Annotated in this window: 17 protein-coding genes and 1 tRNA gene; 11 read left to right on the forward strand and 7 right to left on the reverse strand. The window is 61.5% G+C overall.

Annotated elements, in window-relative coordinates; translation table 11 throughout:
• Window positions 1-6 precede the first annotated feature (6 nt).
• Window positions 7-1,248, reverse strand: a complete 1,242-nt coding sequence (gene odhB, locus EAO39_RS13540) for a 2-oxoglutarate dehydrogenase complex dihydrolipoyllysine-residue succinyltransferase (protein ID WP_120968160.1) — start codon at window positions 1,246-1,248, stop codon at window positions 7-9.
• A gap of 62 nt (window positions 1,249-1,310) precedes the next feature.
• On the reverse strand, window positions 1,311-4,190 hold the full coding sequence (locus EAO39_RS13545; RefSeq protein ID WP_120968162.1) for a 2-oxoglutarate dehydrogenase E1 component: 2,880 nt from the start codon (window positions 4,188-4,190) through the stop codon (window positions 1,311-1,313).
• A gap of 217 nt (window positions 4,191-4,407) precedes the next feature.
• Between EAO39_RS13545 and EAO39_RS13550 the strand changes: the two genes are divergently transcribed.
• The 8 genes from EAO39_RS13550 (at window position 4,408) to EAO39_RS22625 (ending at window position 15,309) form a co-directional block, all read left to right on the forward strand.
• The gene (locus tag EAO39_RS13550) at window positions 4,408-5,577 is read left to right on the forward strand and encodes an AI-2E family transporter (protein ID WP_120968164.1); all 1,170 of its coding nucleotides are present in this window, start codon (window positions 4,408-4,410) and stop codon (window positions 5,575-5,577) included.
• A 214-nt stretch (window positions 5,578-5,791) separates the two neighbouring features.
• A complete protein-coding gene (gene fdnG / locus EAO39_RS13560) occupies window positions 5,792-8,857 on the forward strand; it encodes a formate dehydrogenase-N subunit alpha (protein WP_162989567.1) in 3,066 nt (1,021 codons plus the stop codon).
• Between the two features lie 10 nt (window positions 8,858-8,867).
• Window positions 8,868-9,797: a formate dehydrogenase subunit beta gene (gene fdxH, locus EAO39_RS13565; RefSeq protein WP_120968170.1), complete on the forward strand. Its 930-nt coding sequence runs from the start codon at window positions 8,868-8,870 to the stop codon at window positions 9,795-9,797.
• On the forward strand, window positions 9,794-10,420 hold the full coding sequence (locus tag EAO39_RS13570) for a formate dehydrogenase subunit gamma (protein ID WP_120968172.1): 627 nt from the start codon (window positions 9,794-9,796) through the stop codon (window positions 10,418-10,420). Before fdxH ends, EAO39_RS13570 begins: the two co-directional genes overlap by 4 nt.
• Before the next feature lie 82 nt (window positions 10,421-10,502).
• Window positions 10,503-11,477, forward strand: a complete 975-nt coding sequence (gene fdhE / locus EAO39_RS13575) for a formate dehydrogenase accessory protein FdhE (RefSeq protein WP_120968174.1) — start codon at window positions 10,503-10,505, stop codon at window positions 11,475-11,477.
• 97 nt (window positions 11,478-11,574) lie between these two features.
• Window positions 11,575-13,044, forward strand: a complete 1,470-nt coding sequence (selA, locus tag EAO39_RS13580; protein ID WP_120968176.1) for an L-seryl-tRNA(Sec) selenium transferase — start codon at window positions 11,575-11,577, stop codon at window positions 13,042-13,044.
• A 90-nt stretch (window positions 13,045-13,134) separates the two neighbouring features.
• On the forward strand, window positions 13,135-15,057 hold the full coding sequence (selB, locus tag EAO39_RS13585; RefSeq protein ID WP_120968179.1) for a selenocysteine-specific translation elongation factor: 1,923 nt from the start codon (window positions 13,135-13,137) through the stop codon (window positions 15,055-15,057).
• A gap of 156 nt (window positions 15,058-15,213) precedes the next feature.
• Window positions 15,214-15,309 (forward strand) — tRNA-Sec (locus EAO39_RS22625).
• Window positions 15,310-15,487: 178 nt separating this feature from the next.
• Here the strand turns inward: EAO39_RS22625 and EAO39_RS13590 are convergent.
• Entirely contained in the window at window positions 15,488-16,090 is a 603-nt protein-coding gene (locus tag EAO39_RS13590; protein ID WP_120968181.1) for a TetR/AcrR family transcriptional regulator, read from the reverse strand.
• A gap of 108 nt (window positions 16,091-16,198) precedes the next feature.
• Here EAO39_RS13590 and fabF point away from each other — a divergent pair, with 108 nt between their 5' ends.
• Complete coding sequence (gene fabF, locus EAO39_RS13595) at window positions 16,199-17,470, forward strand: beta-ketoacyl-ACP synthase II (RefSeq protein ID WP_120968183.1); 1,272 nt, start codon at window positions 16,199-16,201, stop codon at window positions 17,468-17,470.
• A gap of 306 nt (window positions 17,471-17,776) precedes the next feature.
• On the opposite strand, the gene EAO39_RS13605 is transcribed toward fabF, so the two are convergent.
• The 4 genes from EAO39_RS13605 to EAO39_RS13620 form a co-directional block, all read right to left on the reverse strand.
• A complete protein-coding gene (locus EAO39_RS13605) occupies window positions 17,777-17,986 on the reverse strand; it encodes a DUF4287 domain-containing protein (RefSeq protein ID WP_120968185.1) in 210 nt (69 codons plus the stop codon).
• 204 nt (window positions 17,987-18,190) lie between these two features.
• A complete protein-coding gene (locus EAO39_RS13610) occupies window positions 18,191-18,694 on the reverse strand; it encodes an OmpA family protein (RefSeq protein WP_240466997.1) in 504 nt (167 codons plus the stop codon).
• A gap of 2 nt (window positions 18,695-18,696) precedes the next feature.
• Entirely contained in the window at window positions 18,697-19,929 is a 1,233-nt protein-coding gene (locus EAO39_RS13615; protein ID WP_240466998.1) for a diguanylate cyclase, read from the reverse strand.
• Window positions 19,926-20,426, reverse strand: a complete 501-nt coding sequence (locus EAO39_RS13620) for a YfiR family protein (protein ID WP_240466999.1) — start codon at window positions 20,424-20,426, stop codon at window positions 19,926-19,928. Before EAO39_RS13620 ends, EAO39_RS13615 begins: the two co-directional genes overlap by 4 nt.
• Before the next feature lie 347 nt (window positions 20,427-20,773).
• Here EAO39_RS13620 and selD point away from each other — a divergent pair, with 347 nt between their 5' ends.
• Complete coding sequence (gene selD, locus EAO39_RS13625) at window positions 20,774-21,832, forward strand: selenide, water dikinase SelD (RefSeq protein WP_120968189.1); 1,059 nt, start codon at window positions 20,774-20,776, stop codon at window positions 21,830-21,832.
• Between the two features lie 208 nt (window positions 21,833-22,040).
• Entirely contained in the window at window positions 22,041-23,300 is a 1,260-nt protein-coding gene (locus EAO39_RS13630; RefSeq protein ID WP_120968191.1) for an FAD-binding oxidoreductase, read from the forward strand.
• Window positions 23,301-23,392 lie beyond the last annotated feature (92 nt).

The following is a 23,392-nucleotide window of genomic DNA, read 5'->3' on the forward strand; positions in this document are numbered from 1 at the left end:
AAAAAATTACAGATCGAACAGCAGGCGGGAAGGATCTTCCAGCGCGTCCTTCATGGCCACCAGGCTCAGCACGGCTTCGCGGCCGTCGATGATGCGGTGGTCATAGGACATGGCCAGGTAGTTCATGGGGCGAACCACGACTTGACCGTTTTCGACCACAGCGCGGTCCTTGGTGGCGTGCACGCCCAGGATGGCGGACTGAGGAGGGTTGATGATGGGGGTGGACATCATCGAACCGAAAGTACCGCCATTGGAGATCGAGAAAGTACCGCCAGTCATTTCTTCAATGCCCAGCTTGCCGTCCTTGGCCTTTTGACCGAATTCAGCAATCTTCTTTTCGATGTCGGCGAAGCTCATCTGGTCTGCATTGCGCAGGATGGGCACCACCAGACCGCGAGGCGAGCTCACGGCGATACCGATGTCGAAGTAGCCGTGATAGACGATGTCGTTGCCGTCGATCGAGGCGTTCACAGCGGGGAACTTCTTCAGGGCGTGCACAGCAGCCTTGACGAAGAAGGACATGAAGCCCAGCTTCACGCCGTGTTCCTTGGTGAAGGAGTCCTGGAACTTCTTGCGCATGTCCATCACGGGAGCCATGTTCACTTCATTGAACGTGGTCAGGATGGCGTTGGTGGCTTGCGATTGCAGCAGACGCTCGGCAATACGAGCACGCAGACGTGTCATGGGCACGCGCTGCTCTGGGCGCTCGCCCAGTTCTTGCTTGCCGGCAGGAGCCGCCACCTGGGGCAGAGCAGCCTTGGGAGCGCCAGTGGGGATGGCAGCGCCAGCCTTGATGGCACCCAGAGCGTCGCCCTTGGTCACGCGGCCGTCCTTGCCTGTGCCAGCCACATTGGCGGCGGACAGGTTGTTGTCGGCCAGGATCTTGGCGGCAGCGGGCATGGCCACGCCGCTCTTGTCGGCGCCGGCCGCTGCGGCAGCCACAGGGGCAGCAGCAGGAGCGGATGCGGCGGCAGGAGCTGCTGCGGGAGCTGGAGCACCGGCCACGGCAGCGGTGTCGATCTTGGCGATCAGCTGCTCGGCGGCCACGGTGGCGCCGTCGCCTTGCACGATTTCAACGATCACGCCGGCAGCGGGTGCGGGCACTTCGAGCACCACCTTGTCGGTTTCCACTTCGATGAGGATTTCATCGATGGCGACGGCCTCGCCCACCTTCTTCTTCCAGGTGAGCATGGTGGCTTCCGTGATGGACTCGGACAGCAGGGGAACTTTGACTTCAACGATTGCCATTTTGATTCTTTCCAAAAGTGTTTTGTCTGATACGTAACGACGTAATAGATGGGTTTACAGACTTACTTTGTCAGTACAAAACCCTTGAGCTTGGCGAATGCGCCTTCCACCAGGGCCTTTTGCTGCTCTTGGTGCAGATGCGAGTAACCGACAGCTGGCGACGCGGACGCAGCGCGACCGGAGTAGCCCAGCTTCTGGCCTTCACGCATGTTTTCGTGAATGTTGTGCTGGATGAAGAACCAGGCACCCTGGTTCTGAGGCTCGTCCTGGCACCACACGATATCGGTGGCGTTGGCGTACTTCTTCACTTCGGCAGCAAATGCCTTGTGCGGGAAGGGGTACAGCTGTTCGACGCGGATGATGGCCACGTCCTTGCTTTCCTTCTCGGTGCGCTTCTTGACCAGGTCGTAGTACACCTTGCCCGAGCAGGCAATGATGCGCTTGACCTTGTCGGCGTTCTTGACCACGGCGGCGTCCTGCTCGGGGATCACGGTCTGGAAGCTGCCATTCGTGAACTCGGACAGAGGCGATGTTGCGTCCTTGTTACGCAGCAGCGACTTGGGAGTCATGATGACCAGCGGCTTGCGCAGGTTGCGAACCATCTGGCGGCGCAGGATGTGGAAGATCTGGCTGGCCGTAGTGGGCTGCACCACTTGCATGTTGGCGTCGGCCGCCAGCTGCATGAAGCGTTCCAGACGGGCCGAGCTGTGCTCAGGACCTTGACCTTCGTAGCCGTGAGGCAGCATCAGCGTCAGGCCGTTGACGCGACCCCACTTGACTTCACCGGAGGCGATGAACTGATCGATCACCACTTGGGCGCCGTTGGCGAAGTCGCCGAATTGGGCTTCCCAGACCACCAGGGTGTTGGGATCGTTGGATGCGTAACCGTATTCGAAGCCCAGCACTGCCTCTTCGGACAGGATGGAGTCGATCACGACAAACGGAGCCTGGTTGTCGGCCACGTTCTGCAGAGGGATGTACGTGCCTTCATCCCACTTTTCACGCTTTTGATCGTGAATCACGGCATGACGGTGGGTAAAGGTACCGCGACCGCTGTCTTCGCCAGACAGACGCACGGGGTAGCCCGAAGCCACGAGGGAGCCGAAGGCCATGGTTTCGCCCATGCCCCAGTCCACGTTGACATCGCCACGGCCCATGGCTGCGCGGTCGTCATACACCTTCTTGACCAAAGCGTGAGGGTTCACGCTGGCTGGCAGAGTTGTGATCTTCTCGGCCAGTCGCTTCCACTCGGCCAAGGGAATAGCGGTATCGCCGGCATCGGTCCAGGGCTTGCCTACGAAGGGGCTCCAGTCCACTGCGTACTTGCTCTTGAAGTTGGTCAGCACCACTTCCTGGGTGTGACGGCCTTCGTCCATGGCAGCGCGGAACGCCTTTGCCATTTCGTCGCCCAGGGTCTCGCCCAGGCCTTGGGTAGCCAGCTTGTCTGCGTACAGCTTGCGCGTCCCGGGGTGGGCTGCAATCTTCTTGTACATCAGAGGCTGTGTCAGAGCAGGAGTGTCCTGCTCGTTGTGACCCAGCTTGCGGAAGCAGACGATGTCTACCACCACGTCCTTGGAGAACTCCATGCGGAAGTCCAGAGCCATCTGCATGGCCAGGCACACCGCTTCAGGATCATCGCCGTTGACGTGCAGCACAGGCGACTCGACCATCTTCACGATATCCGTGCAATAGGTGGTCGAGCGCAGGTCGCGGGGGTCAGAGGTGGTGAAACCGATCTGGTTGTTGATGATGATGTGGACCGTACCACCGGTGGTATAGCCACGGGTTTCGGACAGAGCCAGCGTTTCCTGGTTCACGCCTTGACCGGCGAAAGCGGCATCACCGTGCACCAGCACGGGCAGCACTTGCTTGCCGTGTGGGTCATCGCGGCGATCCATGCGCGAACGCACCGAGCCTTCAACCACGGGGTTGACGATTTCCAGGTGGGAGGGGTTGAACGCCAGCGACAGGTGCATGGGGCCACCCTTGGCCGACACGTCCGAGCTGAAACCCTGGTGGTACTTCACGTCGCCTGCTGGCAGGTCTTCGGGAGCGGTGTGATCGAACTCGGCGAACAGGTCCTTGGGCATCTTACCCAGGGTGTTGACCAGCACGTTCAAACGGCCGCGGTGGGCCATACCGATCACGACTTCCTGCACGCCCTTGGCGCTGGCGGAGTTGATCAGCTCGTCCATGGCGGCGATGAAGGACTCGCCACCTTCCAGCGAGAAGCGCTTCTGACCCACATACTTGGTATGCAGATAGCGTTCCAGGCCTTCGGCTGCAGTCAGGCGATCCAGGATGCGCTTTTTCTCGTCAGCGTTGAAAGCGGGCTTGGAGCGAATGGTTTCCAGCTTTTGTTGCCACCAGCGCTTTTGGTTCTGGTCGGTGGCATACATGTACTCGGCGCCCAGGGTGCCGCAGTAGGTTTCGCGCAGAGCGTTGAGCAGCTCGCGCAGAGTCATTGTTTCCTTGCCGAAGAAAGTGTTGCTGGTGTTGAACACCACTTCCTGGTCGGCGTCGGTGAAGCCGTAGAACGAAGGCTCCAGCTCGGGAATTTCAGGGCGCTCGGTGCGCTTCAGCGGATCGAGATCGGCATAACGCTGGCCCACATTGCGGTAAGCAGCAATCAGCTGCTGCACGGCAGTGCGCTTGCGACCCAGTTCGGAGTCGGCACCGGAAGCCACAACCACCTTGGTGCCGCCTTGCTTTGCACGCTCGGCAAAGGCATTGATCACGGGCAGGTGAGGAATGTCCTTGGAATCTGTTCCGTCCACTGCAGGCACATGCTGCAATGCGTCGAAGTATTCGCGCCACGAATCCGGCACGCTGCCAGGATTGGACAAATAGCTTTCATACATTTCCTCGACATAGGGCGCATTGCCGCCGAAGAGGTACGTATTGCCTTGATAGGCTTTATAGACCGTTGACTGATCGCTCATTTCTGCGCTGACCTCCGCTTCCCTTAGGGAAGCATTAGTTGGTTGTGGAACCCCCCGCGACACGGCTGTACCGATTGGCGGATGCGACTGTGGCTGGGAAGGGCCTTAGTTTGCGACTGGCATTGTGCCACTGTTCAATGCCCGACTCTTGTAAATGACCTCTGTTTACGTTCGGCCACCTCGCTTACAGTGAGGGCCATTACTCACAAGGACTTTCATGCACCTTTTGCCGCTACACAAACGCGCCTTCATGCTCTTGCTTTTGGCGGTGACCGTCGGCTTTGGCTTGGTGCTTTGGGAATATTCCGTAGCGATCTTCTGGGGCATTGTGCTGGCGATTGTGTTTGCTCCCTTGCACAAACGCATCGCGGCCCGCATACCCCAAAGCCCTACCCTGGCCGCGCTGGCCACCCTGCTGCTGAGTCTGGTGGTGGTCATCCTGCCCCTGGTGCTGATCAGCATCTCCCTGGTCAAGGAAACCACGGCCATCTACGAGCGCATTGCCAACGGCAATATTTCGGCCGGAGCCTATGTGGAGCAGGTGTTCAACGCCCTGCCTTCCTGGCTCACCCCCTGGCTGGAAAAACTGCATCTGGGCTCGCTGACTGAAATGCAGGAAAAGCTCTCCAACCTCGCCTTGCAGGCGAGCAAGCTGGCGGCCTCCAGGGCCGTTGGCGTGGGGCAGAACACCTTGGGCTTCGTCATTGGCTTTGGCGTGATGCTGTATCTGATGTTCTTTTTGTTGCGCGACGGAAAGACGCTGGTGCAGCGCTTGTGGAATGCCACACCGCTCGACACCACCCACAAGCATGAGCTGGCGGTCAAGTTCATCACCGTCATTCGCGCCACCGTCAAAGGCAATCTGGTGGTCGCAGCCTCTCAGGGCGCACTGGGCGGCCTGATTTTCTGGATTCTCGGCATCCAGGGTGCCGTGCTTTGGGCCGTGGTCATGGCCTTTCTGTCTCTGCTGCCCGCCGTGGGCGCAGGTCTGGTCTGGGGTCCTGTTGCCATTTACTTCCTGGCAACCGGCGAAGTCAGCAAGGGCCTGATTCTTGCGACCTATGGTGTCGTGGTCATCGGTCTGGTGGACAACGTGATGCGCCCCTTGCTGGTGGGCAAGGACACCAAGATGCCAGACTATGTGGTGCTGATCTCCACACTGGGCGGCATGGCGGTGTTCGGACTGACGGGCTTTGTGCTGGGCCCGGCCATTGCGGCCTTGTTCATGGCGACCTGGGACATCTTTGCCAACATGCAGCAGCAGGAAGAGTTGCAGCTACAGCAAAGTCTGCGCAGCTCCGAACCAGCCGTACTGCCAAGCGAGACAGCACCTGATGCTGCGGCCAATACGCCTCCAGCAAAAGACGCTGACAAGCAAGGCAACTAGGCAGACAATGCCTTTGACGACAGAGAATTCCGCCCTGCTTAGAACGCAACGGGCATAAATTCTTTGTTGTTCATAAGTACTCGCAAACGAATCAAAGCAATCAAAGTCGCACACATTCGCTCAACTACTCAGGGAATGTTGTTAGGTCTGTCAAGAGGTGTAAACGTAGAATTTAATTTCACAAAAAGCGTTCATACGAAAAGGTACCCCCACAATGGTCCAATTCTCCAGACGCCAGTTCATGAAAGTGACTGGTTCGACTCTGGCGGGATCGAGCTTGGCGCTGATGGGATTCTCCCCTACAGCTGCTCTTGCTGAGGTGCGACAGTACAAGCTGTCAGCCACCACGGTCACACGCCAAACCTGCACCTACTGCTCCGTCGGTTGCGGCATCTTGATGCACTCGCTCAGCGATGGCGTCAAAAATGCCAAGCTTTCGGTGATTCACGTCGAGGGCGATCCCGACCACCCGGTCAATCGCGGTACGCTGTGCCCCAAGGGCGCTTCGCTGCTCGACTTCGTGCACAGCCCCAATCGCCTCAAGTACCCTGAGTACCGCGCTCCCGGCTCCAGCGAGTGGAAGCGTCTGTCCTGGGACGATGCCCTTACCCGCATCGCCAAGCTGCTCAAGGACGACCGCGACGCCAACTTCGTCGAAAAGAACGAACAAGGTCAGACGGTGAACCGCTGGCTGACCACCGGCATGCTGGCCGCTTCGGCCTCCAGCAACGAAGCCGGCTACATCACGCACAAAGTGGCCCGTTCCTGGGGCCTTCTTGCACTCGACAACCAAGCACGTGTCTGACACGGCCCGACGGTGGCAGGTCTTGCCCCGACGTTTGGCCGTGGAGCGATGACGAACCATTGGGTCGACATCAAGAACGCGGACGTTATTTTGATCATGGGCGGTAATGCCGCCGAAGCACACCCTTGCGGTTTCAAGTGGGTGACCGAGGCGAAGGAGCACAACAAGGCTCACTTCATGGTGGTCGATCCGCGCTTCAACCGTTCTGCCTCCGTGGCCGATTTCTATGCCCCTATCCGTTCGGGCTCGGACATCGTGTTCCTGGGTGGCGTGATCAATTACCTGCTCACGAACGACAAAATCCACCACGAGTATGTGAAGAACTACACGGACTTCACTTTTATCGTGCGAGAGGACTTCGCGTTCGATGAAGGTATTTTCTCGGGCTACAACCCCGAAAAACGCACCTACGACAAGGCGACCTGGGACTACGAGATGGGCGACGACGGCTTTGCCAAGGTCGATCCCACGCTGGAACACCCTCGCTGCGTCTACCAGTGGCTCAAGAAGCACTACGCCAGCTACACCCCAGAGAAGGTGGAGGCAGCCTGCGGCACGCCCAAGGAAAAATTCCTGCACGTGTGCGAGAAGCTGGCTTCGACCGCCGTACCAGGCCGCTCGGCCACCATCATGTACGCCCTGGGCTGGACCCAGCACACCACCGGCGCGCAAATGCTGCGTACCGGCGCGATGATCCAGCTGCTGCTGGGCAACATCGGCGTGGCAGGTGGCGGCATGAACGCGCTGCGCGGTCACTCCAACATCCAGGGCCTGACGGACCTGGGCATTCTGTCGGCTTCGTTACCGGGATACCTGACGCTGCCAAACGAAGCCGAACAGGATTACAACCAGTACATCGCCTCGCGCACGCCCAAGCTGTTGCGTCCCGGTCAGATGAACTACTGGTCGAATACGCCCAAGTTCCACGTCAGCCTGATGAAGGCCTGGTGGGGCCCCGCTGCGACGGCCGAGAACAACTGGGCCTTTGACTACCTGCCCAAGCTGGACAAGCAGTACGACATGCTGCAAGTGTTTGACCTGATGCGTCAGGGCAAGCTCAATGGCTACATCGCCCAGGGCTTCAACCCCCTGGCGGCGCTGGCCAACAGCAACAACGTGCGCGAAGGCCTGAAGAAGCTCAAGTTCCTGATCGTGATGGATCCCCTGGTTACCGAAACTTCCGAGTTCTGGAAAAACCACGGCGAATTCAACGATGTGGACTCGGCCTCCATCCAGACCGAAGTGTTCCGCCTGCCCACCACCTGCTTCGCTGAAGAAGATGGCGCAGTCGTAAGCTCCTCGCGCGTGTTGCAGTGGCACTGGAAGGCTGCAGAGCCTCCGGGAGAAGCCAAGACCGACATTGCCATCATGTCCGGCCTGTTCCTGCGTCTGAAGGAGCTCTATCAGAAAGACGGCGGCAAGTTCCCCGACCCCATCACCAAGCTGTACTGGCCTTATCTGCAACAGGAACACCCTGGCTCGGATGAGATTGCCAAGGAGTACAACGGCCGTGCGCTGGTGGACTTGTACGATCCCAAGGATCCGACCAAGCTCATCCGCAAGGCTGGCGAACAACTGGCTGGCTTTGGCGAAATGCGCGATGACGGCAGCACCCTGGGTGGCTGCTGGGTCTGGGCGGGCTGCTGGACGTCTTCGGGCAACCAGATGGCACGCCGCGACAACTCGGACCCCAGCGGTCTGGGCAATACGCTGAACTGGGCCTGGGCCTGGCCGGCCAACCGCCGCGTGCTGTACAACCGTGCATCATGCGACCGCGAAGGCAAACCATTCAACCCCAAGCGCACCCTGGTCAAGTGGAACGGTACGAACTGGGCCGGTATCGACGTGCCCGACATGGGCCCGACCATGCCGCCAGAGACCACCAACCCCTTCATCATGAACCCCGAAGGTGTGGCCCGTCTGTTCGCCCGCAAGGGCCTGGCCGAAGGTCCGTTCCCCACGCACTACGAGGCATTTGACAACCCGCTGGGCTACAACCCCATGTACCCCAACAACAAGCTGGCTGTCATCAACCCTGCCATGCGCATCTTTGACTCCGTCAAGGACACCGCAGGCACGGCTGCCGAGTACCCGCATGTGGGCACGACCTACCGCCTGACCGAGCACTTCCACTACTGGACCAAGCACGTTCAGCTGAACAACATTGTTCAGCCCGATCAGTTCGTGGAAATCGGCGAAGCGCTGGCCAAGGAACTGGGTATCGAAACCGGCCAACAGGTCAAGGTCAGCTCCAAGCGCGGCTTTGTGAAGGCGGCAGCCATGGTGACCAAGCGCATCAAGCCCATGCAGATCGATGGCAAGACCATCCATCACGTGGGTGTGCCGATTCACTGGGGCTTCTCCTCCACGGGACGCAAGGGCTATCTGGCCAACAACCTGACGGCGTCGGTGGGTGACGGTAACAGCTTGACCCCTGAATCCAAGACCTTCCTCGTGAAGGTAGAAAAGATCTAAGGAGCAGCTGATGTCATCAACCATGTCTTTAGATATCAAGCGCCGTTCGGCCACGACGACGCCTTCCCCCAGCGTACGCGGTGCGCACGCGGGTGAAGTCGCCAAGCTGATCGACGTCTCCAAATGCATAGGCTGCAAGGCTTGCCAGACAGCGTGCATGGAGTGGAACGACCTTCGCGACGAAATCGGTACGGCTGCCGCTGGCGTCTACGACAACCCGACCGATCTGACGGCGGACTCGTGGACCGTCATGCGCTTTACCGAGTACGAAAACGAAGCGACCGGCAATCTGGAGTGGCTGATCCGCAAGGACGGCTGCATGCACTGCGAAGACCCGGGCTGCCTCAAGGCCTGCCCGTCTCCCGGCGCCATCATCCAGTACGCCAACGGCATCGTGGACTTCCAGCAGGACCAGTGCGTTGGCTGCGGCTACTGCGTGACCGGCTGCCCGTTCAATGTTCCGCGCATCTCCAAGAAGGACCACAAGGCGTACAAGTGCACCCTGTGTTCCGACCGGGTTGCCGTGGGCAAGGAACCTGCCTGCGTCAAGACTTGCCCCACCGGCGCCATCATGTTTGGCACCAAGGAAGCCATGAAGGAACAGGCCGCGCACCGCGTGGTGGACCTCAAGGAGCGCGGCTTCGACAAGGCCGGCCTGTACGACCCCCAAGGCGTGGGCGGCACCCATGTGATGTACGTGCTGCATCACGCGGACAAGCCATCGCTGTACAAGGGCCTGCCGGACGATCCCAAGATCAGCCCCATGGTCTCTCTGTGGAAGGGTGTTGCCAAGCCTCTGGCCATGGCAGCTCTGGGCGCGGCCGCAGTGGGCAGCCTGTTCCACTACATCACCAAGGGACCGAACGACGTGTCCAAGGACCTTGAGGATGAAATGGAGCGCAAGGATGCCGAAGCGCTGAATAAGGAGTCTGGCAAATGAAACGCAATCCTCGCGACCTCGTGCGCTACAACGCATCGGAGCGCGCCAACCACTGGGTGGTAGGCATTTGCTTCATCTTGCTGGCCCTGTCCGGTCTGGCGTTCTTTCACCCGGCCTTCTTCTGGTTGACCAATCTGTTCGGTGGCGGTCCCTGGACCCGCATCCTGCACCCCTATATCGGGGTCGTCATGGGCGCGTTCTTCGTCATCATGGCCTGCCGCTTCGCCAAGCTCAACATCGTTGAGCCGCGCGACATCGAATGGCTCAAGAACGTCAACAAGATGATCGACGGCGACGACCACGACATGCCCGAACAAGGCAAGTACAACGGCGGTCAGAAGCTGTTGTTCTGGGGCCTGGTGATCGGCATGCTGCTGATCGTGATCACGGGCTTTCTGATGTGGCGCGCCTGGTGGACCTTGCCCGTCGACGTGGTGCGCGCCGCTTCGGTGGTGCACGCCATTGCCGCCGTGTGGATGATCGGCCTGATCGTCATGCACGTGTATGCGGCCATCTGGACCCGGGGCACGATTCGCGCCATGCTCTATGGCACAGTGACCCGTGCCTGGGCCAAGCAACACCACCGCGGCTGGTACCGCAAGATGACGGGTGACAACGACTAAGACCTTTAGTCCCGTCCCCTAACAACCCAGCCGCCAAGCGTTTACCGGCGCTCGGCGGCTGCTTCATTTGGAAACCCTGTCAATGCAACGCATTCTTCAACCTGGCGAAATCGAAACGCTGGATCACACCAGCTTCCCGCGCATTCTTTTGCCACAAGCGAGCAGCCTGTTTGCCGAACGCGCCGCACGCCTGCGCCAGCTGGCCAATGGCAACCCGATTGCCGACTACCTGCTGTTCGTGGCGCAAATCATGGACGCCCAGAACCAGGCCGTGGCCAGCACCACGCTGGCAGAGCCCGATGCCGCTCTCATGGCGCGCGCCCAAGAACACTCCATGCCCTTGCTGCCGGCGCTAGAGAACATCGACCCGGCCTGGCACGGCGTGCTGGACGCCATGCTCGATACGCTGCAAGGCAGCGAGCAAGGCCAGGGTCTGCCCCCGCCGCTGCAACCGCTGATCCAGGAACTGCGCGCCATGGGCAGCGCAGAGCGCGATGATATTGCCCAAAAGCTGCTGCAAAAGGAAGTGGCTGCCCGCCATGTGGGCATGGCGCCCTTCATCATGGCCGCGCTGCAAGTCACGTTCACGCTGCGTGCGGCCGGCATCGCCGTGCGCGACATACCCTATACCGAGCCCGCCAGCATCTGCCCCATCTGCGCCAGCGAACCTGTGGCCAGCGTGACGCGCATCGGCGGCAAGGCTGCCGGTCACCGCTATCTGCACTGCGGCACCTGCGCCTGTGAATGGCAGATGGTGCGCGTCAAGTGCTCGCACTGCGAATCGACCAAGGGCATCCACTACCAGGGCGTTGACGGTCTGGGAGAAGCCGTGCTGGCCGAGACCTGCAGCGAATGCGGCAGCTACCGCAAGATCGTCAACCAGGAAAAAGACCATATGGTCGACCCGCTGGCCGACGATCTGGCCACGCTGATGCTGGATTTGCTGATGAGCGAGACCCAGTTCCAGCGCGCCAGCCCCAATCCCCTGCTGTTCGTGGCCGTGGCCCAGGAACAAGACGGTGATCTGGACCATACGCTGATCGATCCCTGCGTTTAAGACAGGCGCCGGTTCACAATCAAGGGCGCCTGGCAGATCCCAGCGCCCTTTTCCATTGGCCCGCACTCTGAAACCACTTTCATTTTTGCAGCACCTCATGCACGCCACACAAGCGCCAACACCAGAAAAGCCTGAAGTCACCCATCCTTCCCAGCTGCCTGCCGTGGACAAGGTCTTGCTGACCCCTGCCATGCAGACGCTGCGCGACAGCTACGGCCTGGATGCCTGTACCGAAGCCGTGCGCACGGTGCTGGCCGGTCTGCGCCGCCAGTTGCTGGGCAGTGATGAAGCCCCGGGTGTGCCGCTGTGGGTGGATATGAACGACATGGTGCAGAGCGTTCAGCAGCGGCTGGAGCAGCGCTTTGCCCCCAGGCTGCGCCCCGTCTTCAATCTCACGGGCACGGTGCTGCACACCAATCTGGGCCGCGCCCTGCTGCCGCAGGCTGCGGTGGATGCGGTGGTGGAGGCCATGACTTCGGCCGCCAATCTCGAATACGACCTGGAAGACGGCAGCCGTGGCGACCGCGATGATCTGGTGGAAGCCCTGGTCTGCGAACTGACGGGCGCCGAGGCCGCCACCATCGTCAACAACAACGCCGCTGCCGTGCTGCTGGTGCTGTCCACCCTGGCCATGGGCAAGGGAGTGGTGGTCTCGCGCGGCGAGCTGGTGGAAATCGGCGGTGCTTTTCGCATTCCCGATGTGATGACCCGGGCCGGGGCCCGACTGGTGGAAGTGGGCACCACCAACCGCACCCACGAAAAAGACTATCTGGGCGCGATTGGCGAGCACACGGCCGCGCTGATGAAGGTGCACTGCAGCAATTACGCCATCACCGGCTTTACCAAGGCCGTCAGCGATGCCGATGTGGCGCGCATCGCCCATGAGAACGAACTGCCCATGATCGTGGACCTGGGCAGCGGCACGCTGATCGACATGCGCGACTGGGGCCTGCCCTATGAAGTCACGGTGCGCGAGACGGTGGAATCGGGCGCCGACATCGTGACCTTCAGCGGCGACAAGCTGCTGGGCGGCCCGCAGGCCGGCATCATCGTCGGCAAGAAGACGCTGATTGCCCAGATCAAGAAAAATCCGCTCAAGCGCGCACTGCGCGTGGGCAAGATCACGCTGGCCGCACTGGAGCCCACGCTGCGCCTGTACCTCAACCCCGAAACCCTGGCCCGGCAGCTGACCACGTTGCGCCTGTTCACCCGCCAGGCCGGCGAGATGCAGGCCCAGGCCCAAAGCCTGCTGGCACCGCTGCAAGCTGCCCTGGGCGAGGCCTATGTGGTGGAGGCCGCAGCCATGACCAGCCAGATCGGCAGCGGCGCCTTGCCGGTGGAGAGCCTGCCCAGCCATGGCCTGAAAATCTACCCGACCAGCGGCAAGCAGGCCGGTCGCCAGCTGACCCAGCTGGAAGCGCGTTTTCGCGCCCTGCCCCGCCCGGTGATAGGCCGCCTGCACGATGACGCCCTGTGGCTGGATCTGCGCTGCCTGGAAGACGGTATGCAGGCGCAATTCACTGCACAGCTGAGCCATTTGCTCGTCAAGTCTTGGCTCTTTATTTGATAGCTATCAGCGCTTAACCGATAACCGTTACATGCCAATTTGGCCTGATTTTTTGACCGTACAGCCCTTGCGGGCAGGGAAAACATTCGCATGATCATCGGCACCGCCGGCCACATCGACCACGGCAAAACCACGCTGGTGCGCGCCCTGACCGGCGTGGAGACCGACCGACTCAAGGAAGAAAAAGCGCGCGGCATCTCCATCGAGCTGGGCTACGCCTATGCGCCTCTGGCCAATGGCGATGTGCTGGGCATCATCGACGTGCCCGGTCACGAAAAATTCGTGCACACCATGGCCGCCGGCGCCGTGGGCATTGACCATGCGCTGCTGGTCATCGCCGCCGATGACGGCATCATGCCCCAGACCATTGAGCACCTTGAAATCCTGCAGCTGCTGGGTGTCACTCAGGGCACGGTGGCGCTGACCAAGGTGGACCGCGTGGCCCGCGAGCGCATTGACGAGGTACGCACGGAGATAGCCGCCATACTCGGCGTCACCGCGCTGGCCCACGCTCCGGTGTTTGAAACCGCGGCCGCCCTGCCCAATGATCCCGGCGTCTGGGCGCTGCGCCAGCATCTGGATCTGCAGGCCCAAGCCATGCCGGCACGCGCGCAGCACGGTCTGTTTCGCCTGGCGATCGATAGAGCCTTCACGCTGGCCGGTCAAGGCACGGTGGTCACCGGCACCGTCTTCAGCGGCAAAGTCGCCGTAGGCGATCAGCTGCTGCATTCGGCCACGGGCCAGACGGTGCGGGTGCGCAGCATCCATGCACAAAACCAGGCCAGCGAATCCGGCGCGGCCGGCCAGCGCTGCGCCCTGAATCTGGCGGGCATCGCCAAGGAAGACATCACGCGCGGCGACTGGATCCTGGACGGGCAGCTGCAGCAGGCCACCGAGCGCATCGACATTCATTTGCATCTGCTGGCCGAAGCCCCGGCCATGGCGCAGTGGACGCCGGTCCATGTGCATCTGGGTACCAAGCGCACCACGGGCCACGTGGCCTTGCTGCAGGATGCGGCCATCGAGCCCGGCACCGAAGCCCGGGTGCAACTGGTGCTGGATACGCCTGTGTTCACCGTCCCCGGCGACCGCCTGATCTTGCGCAATGCCCAGGCCAGTCGCACCATCGCCGGCGGCATGGTGCTGGACCCCTGCGCCCCGGCCCGCAAGCGCCGCAGCCCTGAGCGCATGGCCTATCTGGATGCGCTGGAGCAGCTGATTCTCTCCGGCGACTTTGCCGCGCTGATTGCCCAGGCCCCGCACGGCATACCACGCTCCCAACTGCAGCGTTTGAGCGGCCATGCACTGGACAAGCAGCAACCGGTGGCGGGCACCATCTCTTTGCCCATGACCAATGGCGATGCCATGGTGCTGACTGAGGGTCGCTGGCAGATCTTGCAAGCCCAGCTGCTGCAGGCGCTTGCGCGCTTTCACGCAAAATCGCCGGACGAACCCGGCGTCAACGCCTCCCGCCTGCGCCGCATGGCCTTGCCCGGCCTGCAGCAGGCCAGCCACGATGCGCTCTACCAGGGCCTGCTCTCGGCCTTGCTGCAAGACAAGCAGCTAGCCAGCAGTGGCGCCTGGCTGCATCTGCCCGAGCACAGTGTGCGGCTCAGCAGTGCCGAGCAAGCCCTGGCCCAGAAACTGCTGCCAGCGATTGAGGCCGGCCGCTACGACCCGCCCTGGGTGCGCGATCTGGCGCGCGATCACAGCACGGGCGAAGAAGTGGTGCGCCAGTTGCTCAAGAAACTCTCGCGCCAGGGCCTGCTGTTTCAGGTGGTCAAAGACCTGTTCTATGCCAGCGGTCGCATGGACGAGCTCACCGCCACTCTGGCCGAACTGGCGGCCGCTGCGCCCCATGGCGAAATCCAGGCCCGCGCCTTTCGCGACGCCACCGACCTGGGACGCAAGCGAGCCATTCAGATTCTGGAATTCTTCGACCGCATAGGCTATACCCGCCGCGTGCGCGACGCCCATATGCTGCGCCCCGATGTGCAGTGGAAATTCAGCTAAAAGCCCTGACGCGCAATCACCGCTTGTGCAGCCCACTATCAAACTGATAGAAGACTGCAGCACTGGGCCAAGCGGCGATTGCACCGTGGCGGCGGCAATGCTGGCTACAATCAGCACCTCTTCTACAAGAGTTGCGCTTGCGGCTCTTGCACACAAGGAAGGCAATCGTGCCCGGTGGTGCGGCCGGGCTTCAAACCCGGTGGGGGGCGTCAGCCGCTCCCGGGTTGGTTCGACTCCAGCTGCTTTCCGCCAGAATTACGGTGATAGCCATCCAAAAAAGCCCCTCACGGGACTTTTTTCATTCCTGCGCCCGGTAGGGCAAAGGTTTTGGCTTGCATTCAAAACTGCAAAGTCCAGCATCGGTCACGGCATGAGAGTTCATGCAAATCGCGTCTATCCGCCATATTTGCAGGTCAACACCGATGCAAGCCTAGGCCGGCTGGTCGGGCGCAGATGGCGCCAACTGCTGACGCAAAGTGGCCAGGATTTCTTCAGACAGCGCCGGGTTGCCTGCGGCAGTGGCTCGAGCGAGCACCAATGCGCCCACCATGCTGCTGAGGGTCACGATGGTCTGCGTTCGCTTGGCTGCATCATCACCTTGCAGCACGCCCATGAAACGCTGGATATTGCGCTCCACTCCTTGTGCAAAAACTTCGGACATTTCCGGCCCGGCGCGCGCGGCATCTGCGGCCAATGCGGCAGCTGGGCAGCCTTCGCCAGGGTGGTCGCGGTGGTCTGCCGAAAGATAGCTGTGCACCATGGCGTGAAATCTGGTTGAAGAAGCTGCGTCCGCTGCATGCGGCGCCAGTTCGTCCAGCGGCGTGATCGTCCACTCAAATGCGCGCAGGCAGGCCTCGCGTGCAAGCGCATCTTTGGACTCGAAATGTCGATACAGACCACCATGCGTCAAACCGGCATCGCGGGTGATCTCTGCCACGCCCACACCGTCCAGGCCTTTTTCCCGATAAAGGCGCGCAGCGGCGTCCACGATTCCTTCGCGATTTTCTGCGGCCTGTGCTTTGCTGACTTTCATGTGTTAGATGATAGCCGTCATCAAAACTCATTTATGATTGCAATCATCATCAATAAAGTTGCATTCAGCTTCTAGCGAAGTCTGGATGTGACAAACGAAAGGTGCAGCATGGGTCGACGCGTAGTCATCACCGGTTTGGGCTTGGTGTCCCCTCTTGGGTGCAATGTGGAACTGGCCTGGCAGCGCCTGCTAGCCGGCCAGTCCGGGGTGCGCAGCCTCAATGCCGATGTGGGTGAAGGCACAGGTGTGTCGATCGCCGGACGGGTCCCTGGCCTGGAGGAAGACCCGCAAGCAGGATGGCATGCAGAGGCCGTCATATCGCCAAAAGAGCTGCGCCGCATGGATCGCTTCATCGCATTTGCCCTGGGTGCCGCAGACCAGGCACTGGCACATGCACAGTGGCTTCATCCAAGCGCCGAAGAGCAAGAGCGTGCGGCTACCATCATCGGCTCCGGTGTGGGCGGTTTCAGCACCATCACAGAAGCAGTGCGCACCACCGACAGCAAGGGGCCTCAGCGCCTGTCTCCTTTCACGGTTCCGGCCTTTCTGGCCAATTTGGCTGCCGGGCAGGTATCGATCAAGCATCAGCTCAAAGGCCCCTTGGGTGCTCCGGTCACGGCTTGCGCAGCCAGCATTCAAGCCATCGGCGATGCGGCGCGTTTGATTCGCAATGATGAAGCGGATATGGCGCTCTGCGGCGGCAGCGAAGCCACGATTGACCGGGTGGCACTGGGCAGCTTTGCGGCAGCCAAAGCTGTGACGACCCACTTCAACGGCGATCCGGCCAAAGCGTCCCGGCCCTTCGATCTGGCGCGCGACGGTTTTGTCATGGCTGAAGGTGCGGGCCTGCTGGTGCTTGAATCGCTAGAGCATGCCTTGGCGCGTGGGGCCAGGCCGCTGGCAGAGCTGGTGGGTTATGGCACCTCGGCCGATGCCCACCATGTCACCTCTGGGCCCGAAGATGGATCCGGCGCCGCACGCTCCATGCGCATCGCCTTGCGCCATGCGAATCTGCAAGCCGGTGATATCCAGCACCTGAATGCTCACGCAACGTCTACTTTGGTCGGCGATAGAGGTGAGCTGGCAGCCATTCGCCAAGTATTTGGCAGCGGCCATGGCCCCTCCATCACGGCCACCAAATCCGCCGTGGGCCATATGTTGGGGGCAGCCGGTGGTGCAGCTGCCATCTTCACAGTACTGGCCTTGCGCGACCAGATCGCTCCGCCGGTGCTCAACCTGGAAAGCCCGGATCCATTGGCAGATGGGCTTGACCTGATCAAAGGAAAAGCGCGATCTCATGCAATAGAGCACGCCATGCTCAATGGATTCGGTTTTGGTGGCGTGAACGCTTCACTGATTCTGAAGCGATATGCAGACTGAGCACCGCAGCTCCATGCAACCCATTGCCGGCTACGGCAGTGATGCGACAAACGACTTCCCTGAGCAGAGAAGTACCGCTTGCCATGGCCCCTCAGTGCCAGAGAAGACACTTGATTGCCTCATTAAGCTCCCTTGTGACTTGCTCATGAGGTAGCGCATGCCGCGCATGGGCACGATACCTACGCGATAGGACGTAGGCTAGTGGGAGCTCAGAGCTTCAACGCGACAGCCTCGCGGGCCATACTCTTGTGCTGCATGACCGCCAGGCAGTGACTGGCGAAGGTTTCCGCTAGGCTACTTAAGCCGCTACTTCTTTGCGAGGAATGCGGCTACCAAGGCATTTGCATGCCCATGTCCCATTTGATGCTGAGTTTTCAGGCAGTTGACGAGTTCCATGTGCTTGAGCGGTCCCGCCGCCTGAAGAATGTCCATCCAATACGCTATGGGCTGGGCGTAAGTCTTCTCGATGGATGGGAAATAGGAGGCAGGCCCTTTTACCTTGCTGATCTCGACCATGAAGAGCTCCTTCAAAGAGTAAACGTGATGCTCGAATCCACCCAGTGGAAATCGACATTCAGGCTAGGCGAAATGTCACGGCCTTGACAAAGGGTGGTCAGCAATGACCCGCGTCCACAGCGCCCTTCAAACAAGAAACCCCCTCGCCAACACCTCATTGGACAAAGTTTCAGTGGATGCTGGTGCCCGCCACCAAGCCAACGCTTAAAGCAAGGGCACCACAATCGCCACGCGGCGATTTTCTGCGGCGTTGCCCGTCATCAGCGGCGAAGCACTGCCCAGTCCCTTGACCTCGATGTTCTGCTTGGGCATACCGGCTTCCATCAGTACATCGGCCACAACCTGCGCCCGGCGCGCCGATAGCTTGAGGTTGTAGGCATCGCTGCCTCTGTCGTCCGTATGGCCTTCCACGCGCAGGCGATCTATGCCTTCTTTCATCAATGCCTGTGCAAGCTCCGTCACCTTGACGCGGGCCGCGGACCCGACTTCGGAAGAGTCGAATTCAAACAGCAGCTTGCCCGGCATCTGCAGCTCCCAGCCCTGGTCCATCTGCTCGAAGCCCTGTGCACGCAGCACCTGCTGCTGCTGCACCGTCAGCCCTTTGGGCTGTGGCGGCGTCTGGCATGCGGCCAGCATCAAGGCCAACGCCAGGCTTGAACCCCAGGCACCAATGCGCTGCCCAAGCCCCATCTTCTGATTCCATTGCATATTCATTCCTCGAGTAAAGAGCGCTCGGCACGACGCGCGAGCTTGGCTTCGTACATGGCCTGGTCTGCGTAGTCCATCAATGACTCCATGTCCTGGCCGTGTTGCGGAAAGACGGCTATGCCTACGCTGACCGAAGGATTCAGCAGCACACCGCTGCCGGTGATCACAGGGTCCCGCATCGCTTCCTGGATCTTGTTCGCCACGAACTGGGCATCCGCCACGCCGCCCACCGGGTACAGCAGGATGGAGAACTCATCGCCGCCCAAGCGGGCGACCATGTCCGATTCACGCACCAGCGACTGCAACCTGTCCGCCACGGCCTTGAGCAAGGCATCGCCCGCGGCATGGCCGTGAACGTCGTTGACATGCTTGAAACGGTCGTTGTCCAAAAACAGCACGGCCAGCTTGTGCCCGGCATCTTGCGCATCGCGCAAAGCCTGCTGCAGACGCTGCTCGAAATAGACACGGTTCGCCAAGCCCGTCAAACCATCGCGCAAAGCCTGCAGTTCCAGCACCGAGTTCTGCTGCTGCAGTCGCTCGTGGCGCATCTGCAGCTCGGACAGCAGTGCGTTGAAGTCATCGCCCAGTTCGTGCAGCTCGGCAATACGGGCCGGAGGCACGCGCTGATCCATGGAACGATCGCGCCGCACCGCGCGTGCCACCCTGGCCAGCTGCTGCAGCGGCTCAGCAATATCGGCCATCATGCGCCGCGACTGCCGCATGCCCACATAGCCGCTGATGCCCAGGCACAAGGCCAGCACGGCCAGGCCGGCATAGAGAAAGTGCACAAAACCGGCCCCGTCGCTGTAGAGCAACACATGCCCGATGGGCTTGCCGTCCTGGCTGACTTCCGCCTTCCCGGGCTCTATCCCGATGACGGCAGCCAGCACCTCGCCGACGCCACCCGTAGCGGACTTGCCGGACGACCAGTGCACAAAGACCTGCCCTTGCGCGTCGAACACCTGGGCTCGCGCCACATCCTCGCCGCGCAGCAGCTGCTCCAGCATCTGGCCGGCCTCATCGCGGTCGTTGAAGACCAGGGAAGCCTCTACCGTATAGGCCAGGGAGCGAGCCATCAGTTGCAGGTTGTTGAGCAGATAAAAGCGCAGCACCACCACCCCGACCAGCAGCAGCAGCGCGCCGGCCAAGGCGATGGCCATGCCCGCCATGCGCAGATGGGCGCGGCGTATCACCGCATGCAATGAGGCATTGCCGCCACGCATGGGAAAACTCATGGCGCCGCTTTCGACCGGGCCAGCTGCAGCACCTTGGGGCTGATGCGCAGGCCGCTGCGGGCTACCGAGTCCAGATTGACCTCGAAACCCGGTCCTTCGCCCAGGCGCCGCAGGCAGAACATGGCACCGATGCGGCACAGAGCGCTGCGCTCGCTGACCGTCAGCAGAGAGCGCCCGGCCTCCTGCTTGAGCAGGCTGCGCCACTGCGGCTCGCTCATCTCACCGGCATAAATGCCGTCGCAATCAGAGGTTTTCAGTTGCTCCAGATCCACACGCCTGACTTCGAGGCGCTGGCCGCCAACCGCCTGGCCGGAGCTTTGCATCAGTCCGCCCGCATATTCCGTGGTCCCGACCACACACAGGTGCAGCACGGCATTTTCTGCCGGCCAGCGCGTATAGCCCAGAATGCCGATCACCGTGCGCGTCACCGCCTGTACATGCTCTTGGGCCGCCGTTTCCGAGCGGGCCGCCGTGGCCGACCAGGCCAGACAGGCCACGAGCAGGCAAGCCCAGCCGCTGTTGCGGCGAAGAGGCTGCGCTCCATGGCATCGACCTGGCTTGCAATATGACAACAACGGTGACAACAAGGACTCCATGAAAACAGCAGGCACAGGACTTGAGAGACAGGACGGCGAAAGCTTGCTATCCGGCTCCGCCTCCGAATCTTGTACATTTTTTCACATCTTTAGCGGTAGAGGTGTAAACCTTGCTTTGGCAGCCCGCAGCGGCCTCGCACTAAAGTACAGGGAATGTGCGGGCTGCCGATAATGCAACATATGTCCAACCGGACCGCCCCGCGTCAATCGCAGGCCAGCTTGCCCCCATTGCCAGTCAGACTCCATCCATGACCACAGATACCCCTCAAGTTCCCCGACTCACCTCCCTATCCCACGGCGGCGGTTGCGGCTGCAAGATCGCGCCCGGCGTGCTGTCCGAACTGCTGGCCAAAAGCAATCTGCCCAAGCAGTTCTTCCCCAACCTATTGGTGGGAACGGAAACTGCCGACGATGCCGCTGTCTATCAGATCAACGACGAGCAGGCGATTGTGGCGACGACCGATTTCTTCATGCCCATCGTGGACGACCCGTTCGACTTTGGCCGCATTGCCGCCACCAATGCACTGTCCGATATCTATGCCATGGGCGGCACGCCGCTGATGGCACTGGCCATTGTGGGCATGCCCATCAATGTGCTGCCCCATGATGTGATCGCCAAGATCCTGGAAGGCGGCGAGTCCGTTTGCCGCGATGCCGGCATTCCCCTGGCCGGCGGCCACTCCATTGATTCGGTAGAGCCAATTTACGGCCTGGTGGGCATTGGCATCGTCAACCCCAAGCACATGAAGCGCAATGCCGACGCCAAGGCCGGTGATGTGCTGATTCTGGGCAAGCCGCTGGGCGTGGGCATTCTGTCGGCCGCGCTCAAAAAGAACCTGCTCGACGATGCCGGCTATGCCGCCATGGTCAAGGCCACCACCCAGCTCAACCGCCCCGGGGCCGATCTGTCCAAGCTCGACGGCGTGCATGCGCTGACCGACGTGACCGGCTTTGGCCTGCTGGGCCACGGCCTGGAGCTGGCACGCGGCGCCGGCCTCACGGCCCGCATCGACAGCGCCAAGCTGCCGGTGCTGCCCACGGTGCAAGGCTTTGCAGAGCAAGGCGTCATCACCGGCGCCTCGGCTCGCAACTGGGCCTCATATGGTGAGCAGATCGAACTGGCGGCCTCGGTCACCGATGCACAGCGCGCTTTGCTGACCGACCCTCAGACTTCGGGCGGCCTGCTGGTCTCCTGCGCACCCGAGGTGGCCGAGCAGGTGCTGCAGCTTTTTGCCGCCCAGGGCTTTGCCGAGGCCGCCGTCATCGGCCATATGCAGCAAGGCCAGCCCAAGGTGGTTGTGGACTGATTGCCGCCCGCGCTTTAAGCCCAAGAGAGCCGTCGGCTCTCTTTTTTTCGCTCCGCGTTCAGCTGGATGCGAATGTTGCAAAAAGCCCTACCGGTTCGCGCCGACAATACCGTCTACCCCCTGCGGCATGCCACCTTGCCATGCCGCTGCGGAACGCAATCTGGACTTTTGATGCGCCAGCCGGCCTAGGGCTGGCGCGTGTATTCTCATGACACAAAAAACAGTGGCCGTGCTGGGCGCCGGCATGGTGGGCGTGGCAACCGCCTTGGAGTTGCAGCGCCGTGGTTTGGCGGTAACGCTGCTGGACCGGCGTGCTCCCGGCCTGGAAACCTCGTACGGCAACGCCGGCGTGATTGCGCGCAGCTCGCTCATGCCTTTCAACCACCCCAAGCTGTGGGGCAATCTGCCGGGGCTGCTCAAGAACCAGGGCACAGGCTTTCGCTACAACCCGGCCTTTGTCGCCGCCAATCTGCGCTGGGCCATGGGCTTTGTCGGCAATGCACGCCACAGCGTGTTTGCCGAAACCACGGCCGCGCTGGACGCTCTGATCAGCCTGTCCACCGCAGAGCACAAACGCCTGCTGGGCGAAGTCAACGAACTGAGCCGGCTGCGCGACAACGGCTGGATGTTCCTCTACCGCAGCCTGCAAGCGTTTGACGCCCCTGGCGCGCAGCTGGGTCGCGAGACCATGGAGCAGTTTGGCATTGCCACACAAACGCTGGATGCGCCAGCCATCAGCGATCTGGAGCCGGTGCTCGCGCCGGTGTTTGCCAAGGCCCTGTGGATCAAGGACAGCTACTCCGTCAACAGCCCCGGTGCCGTGGTCAAGGCCTATGCCCAGGCCTTTGTGGCCCGTGGTGGCGCGCTCAAGACCACCGAGTTGCGCACCGTGCGCCAAAGCGTGACGGGTCGCTGGTCCGTGGTGGACGGCGACGGAACCCGTGAATACGACCGCGTCGTGGTCGCCCTGGGACCCTGGAGCAGCCAGTTCCTGGCCGGCCTGGGCATTGATGTGCCCATGGGCTTTGAGCGCGGCTACCACATGCATTACGCAGCGGGCGACACCTCCGCCCGCCTGCAGCGCCCTATATATGACACGGCAGGCGGCTATGTGCTCTCGCCCATGGAGCAGGGCCTGCGCCTGTCCACCGGCGTGGAGCTCAATGCCTGCGATGCGCCCATGAAGCCACAGCAGCTGGAGCAGGCCGAAGCCGCCGCCCGCCAGGCCCTGCCCCTGGGCCAGCGCCTGGAGCAGCCACTGTGGATGGGCCGCCGCCCCACCCTGCCCGACAGCCGCCCGGTGATCGACGAAATGCCGGGCCGCCCCGGCCTGTGGCTGGCGTTTGGCCACCAGCACATAGGCTTTAGCACCGGACCGGGAACCGCCGCCCTGCTGGCCGCCCGCATGCTGGGCGATGCGCAGCTGCCGCTGGACCCCTACCCTTTCCGTGCCAGCCGCTTCCTGTAAGGCATTCAGAACAGTGAGCTTGAGGTCAAGTCGGCCTCTCGTCCAATGTAATCAAGCGCAGACAGCTATTGTATAAATAGCAAAAACACCCG

Origin of the sequence: Comamonas sp. lk, from assembly GCF_900564145.1 — a bacterium.
Lineage (GTDB): Bacteria > Pseudomonadota > Gammaproteobacteria > Burkholderiales > Burkholderiaceae_C > Comamonas.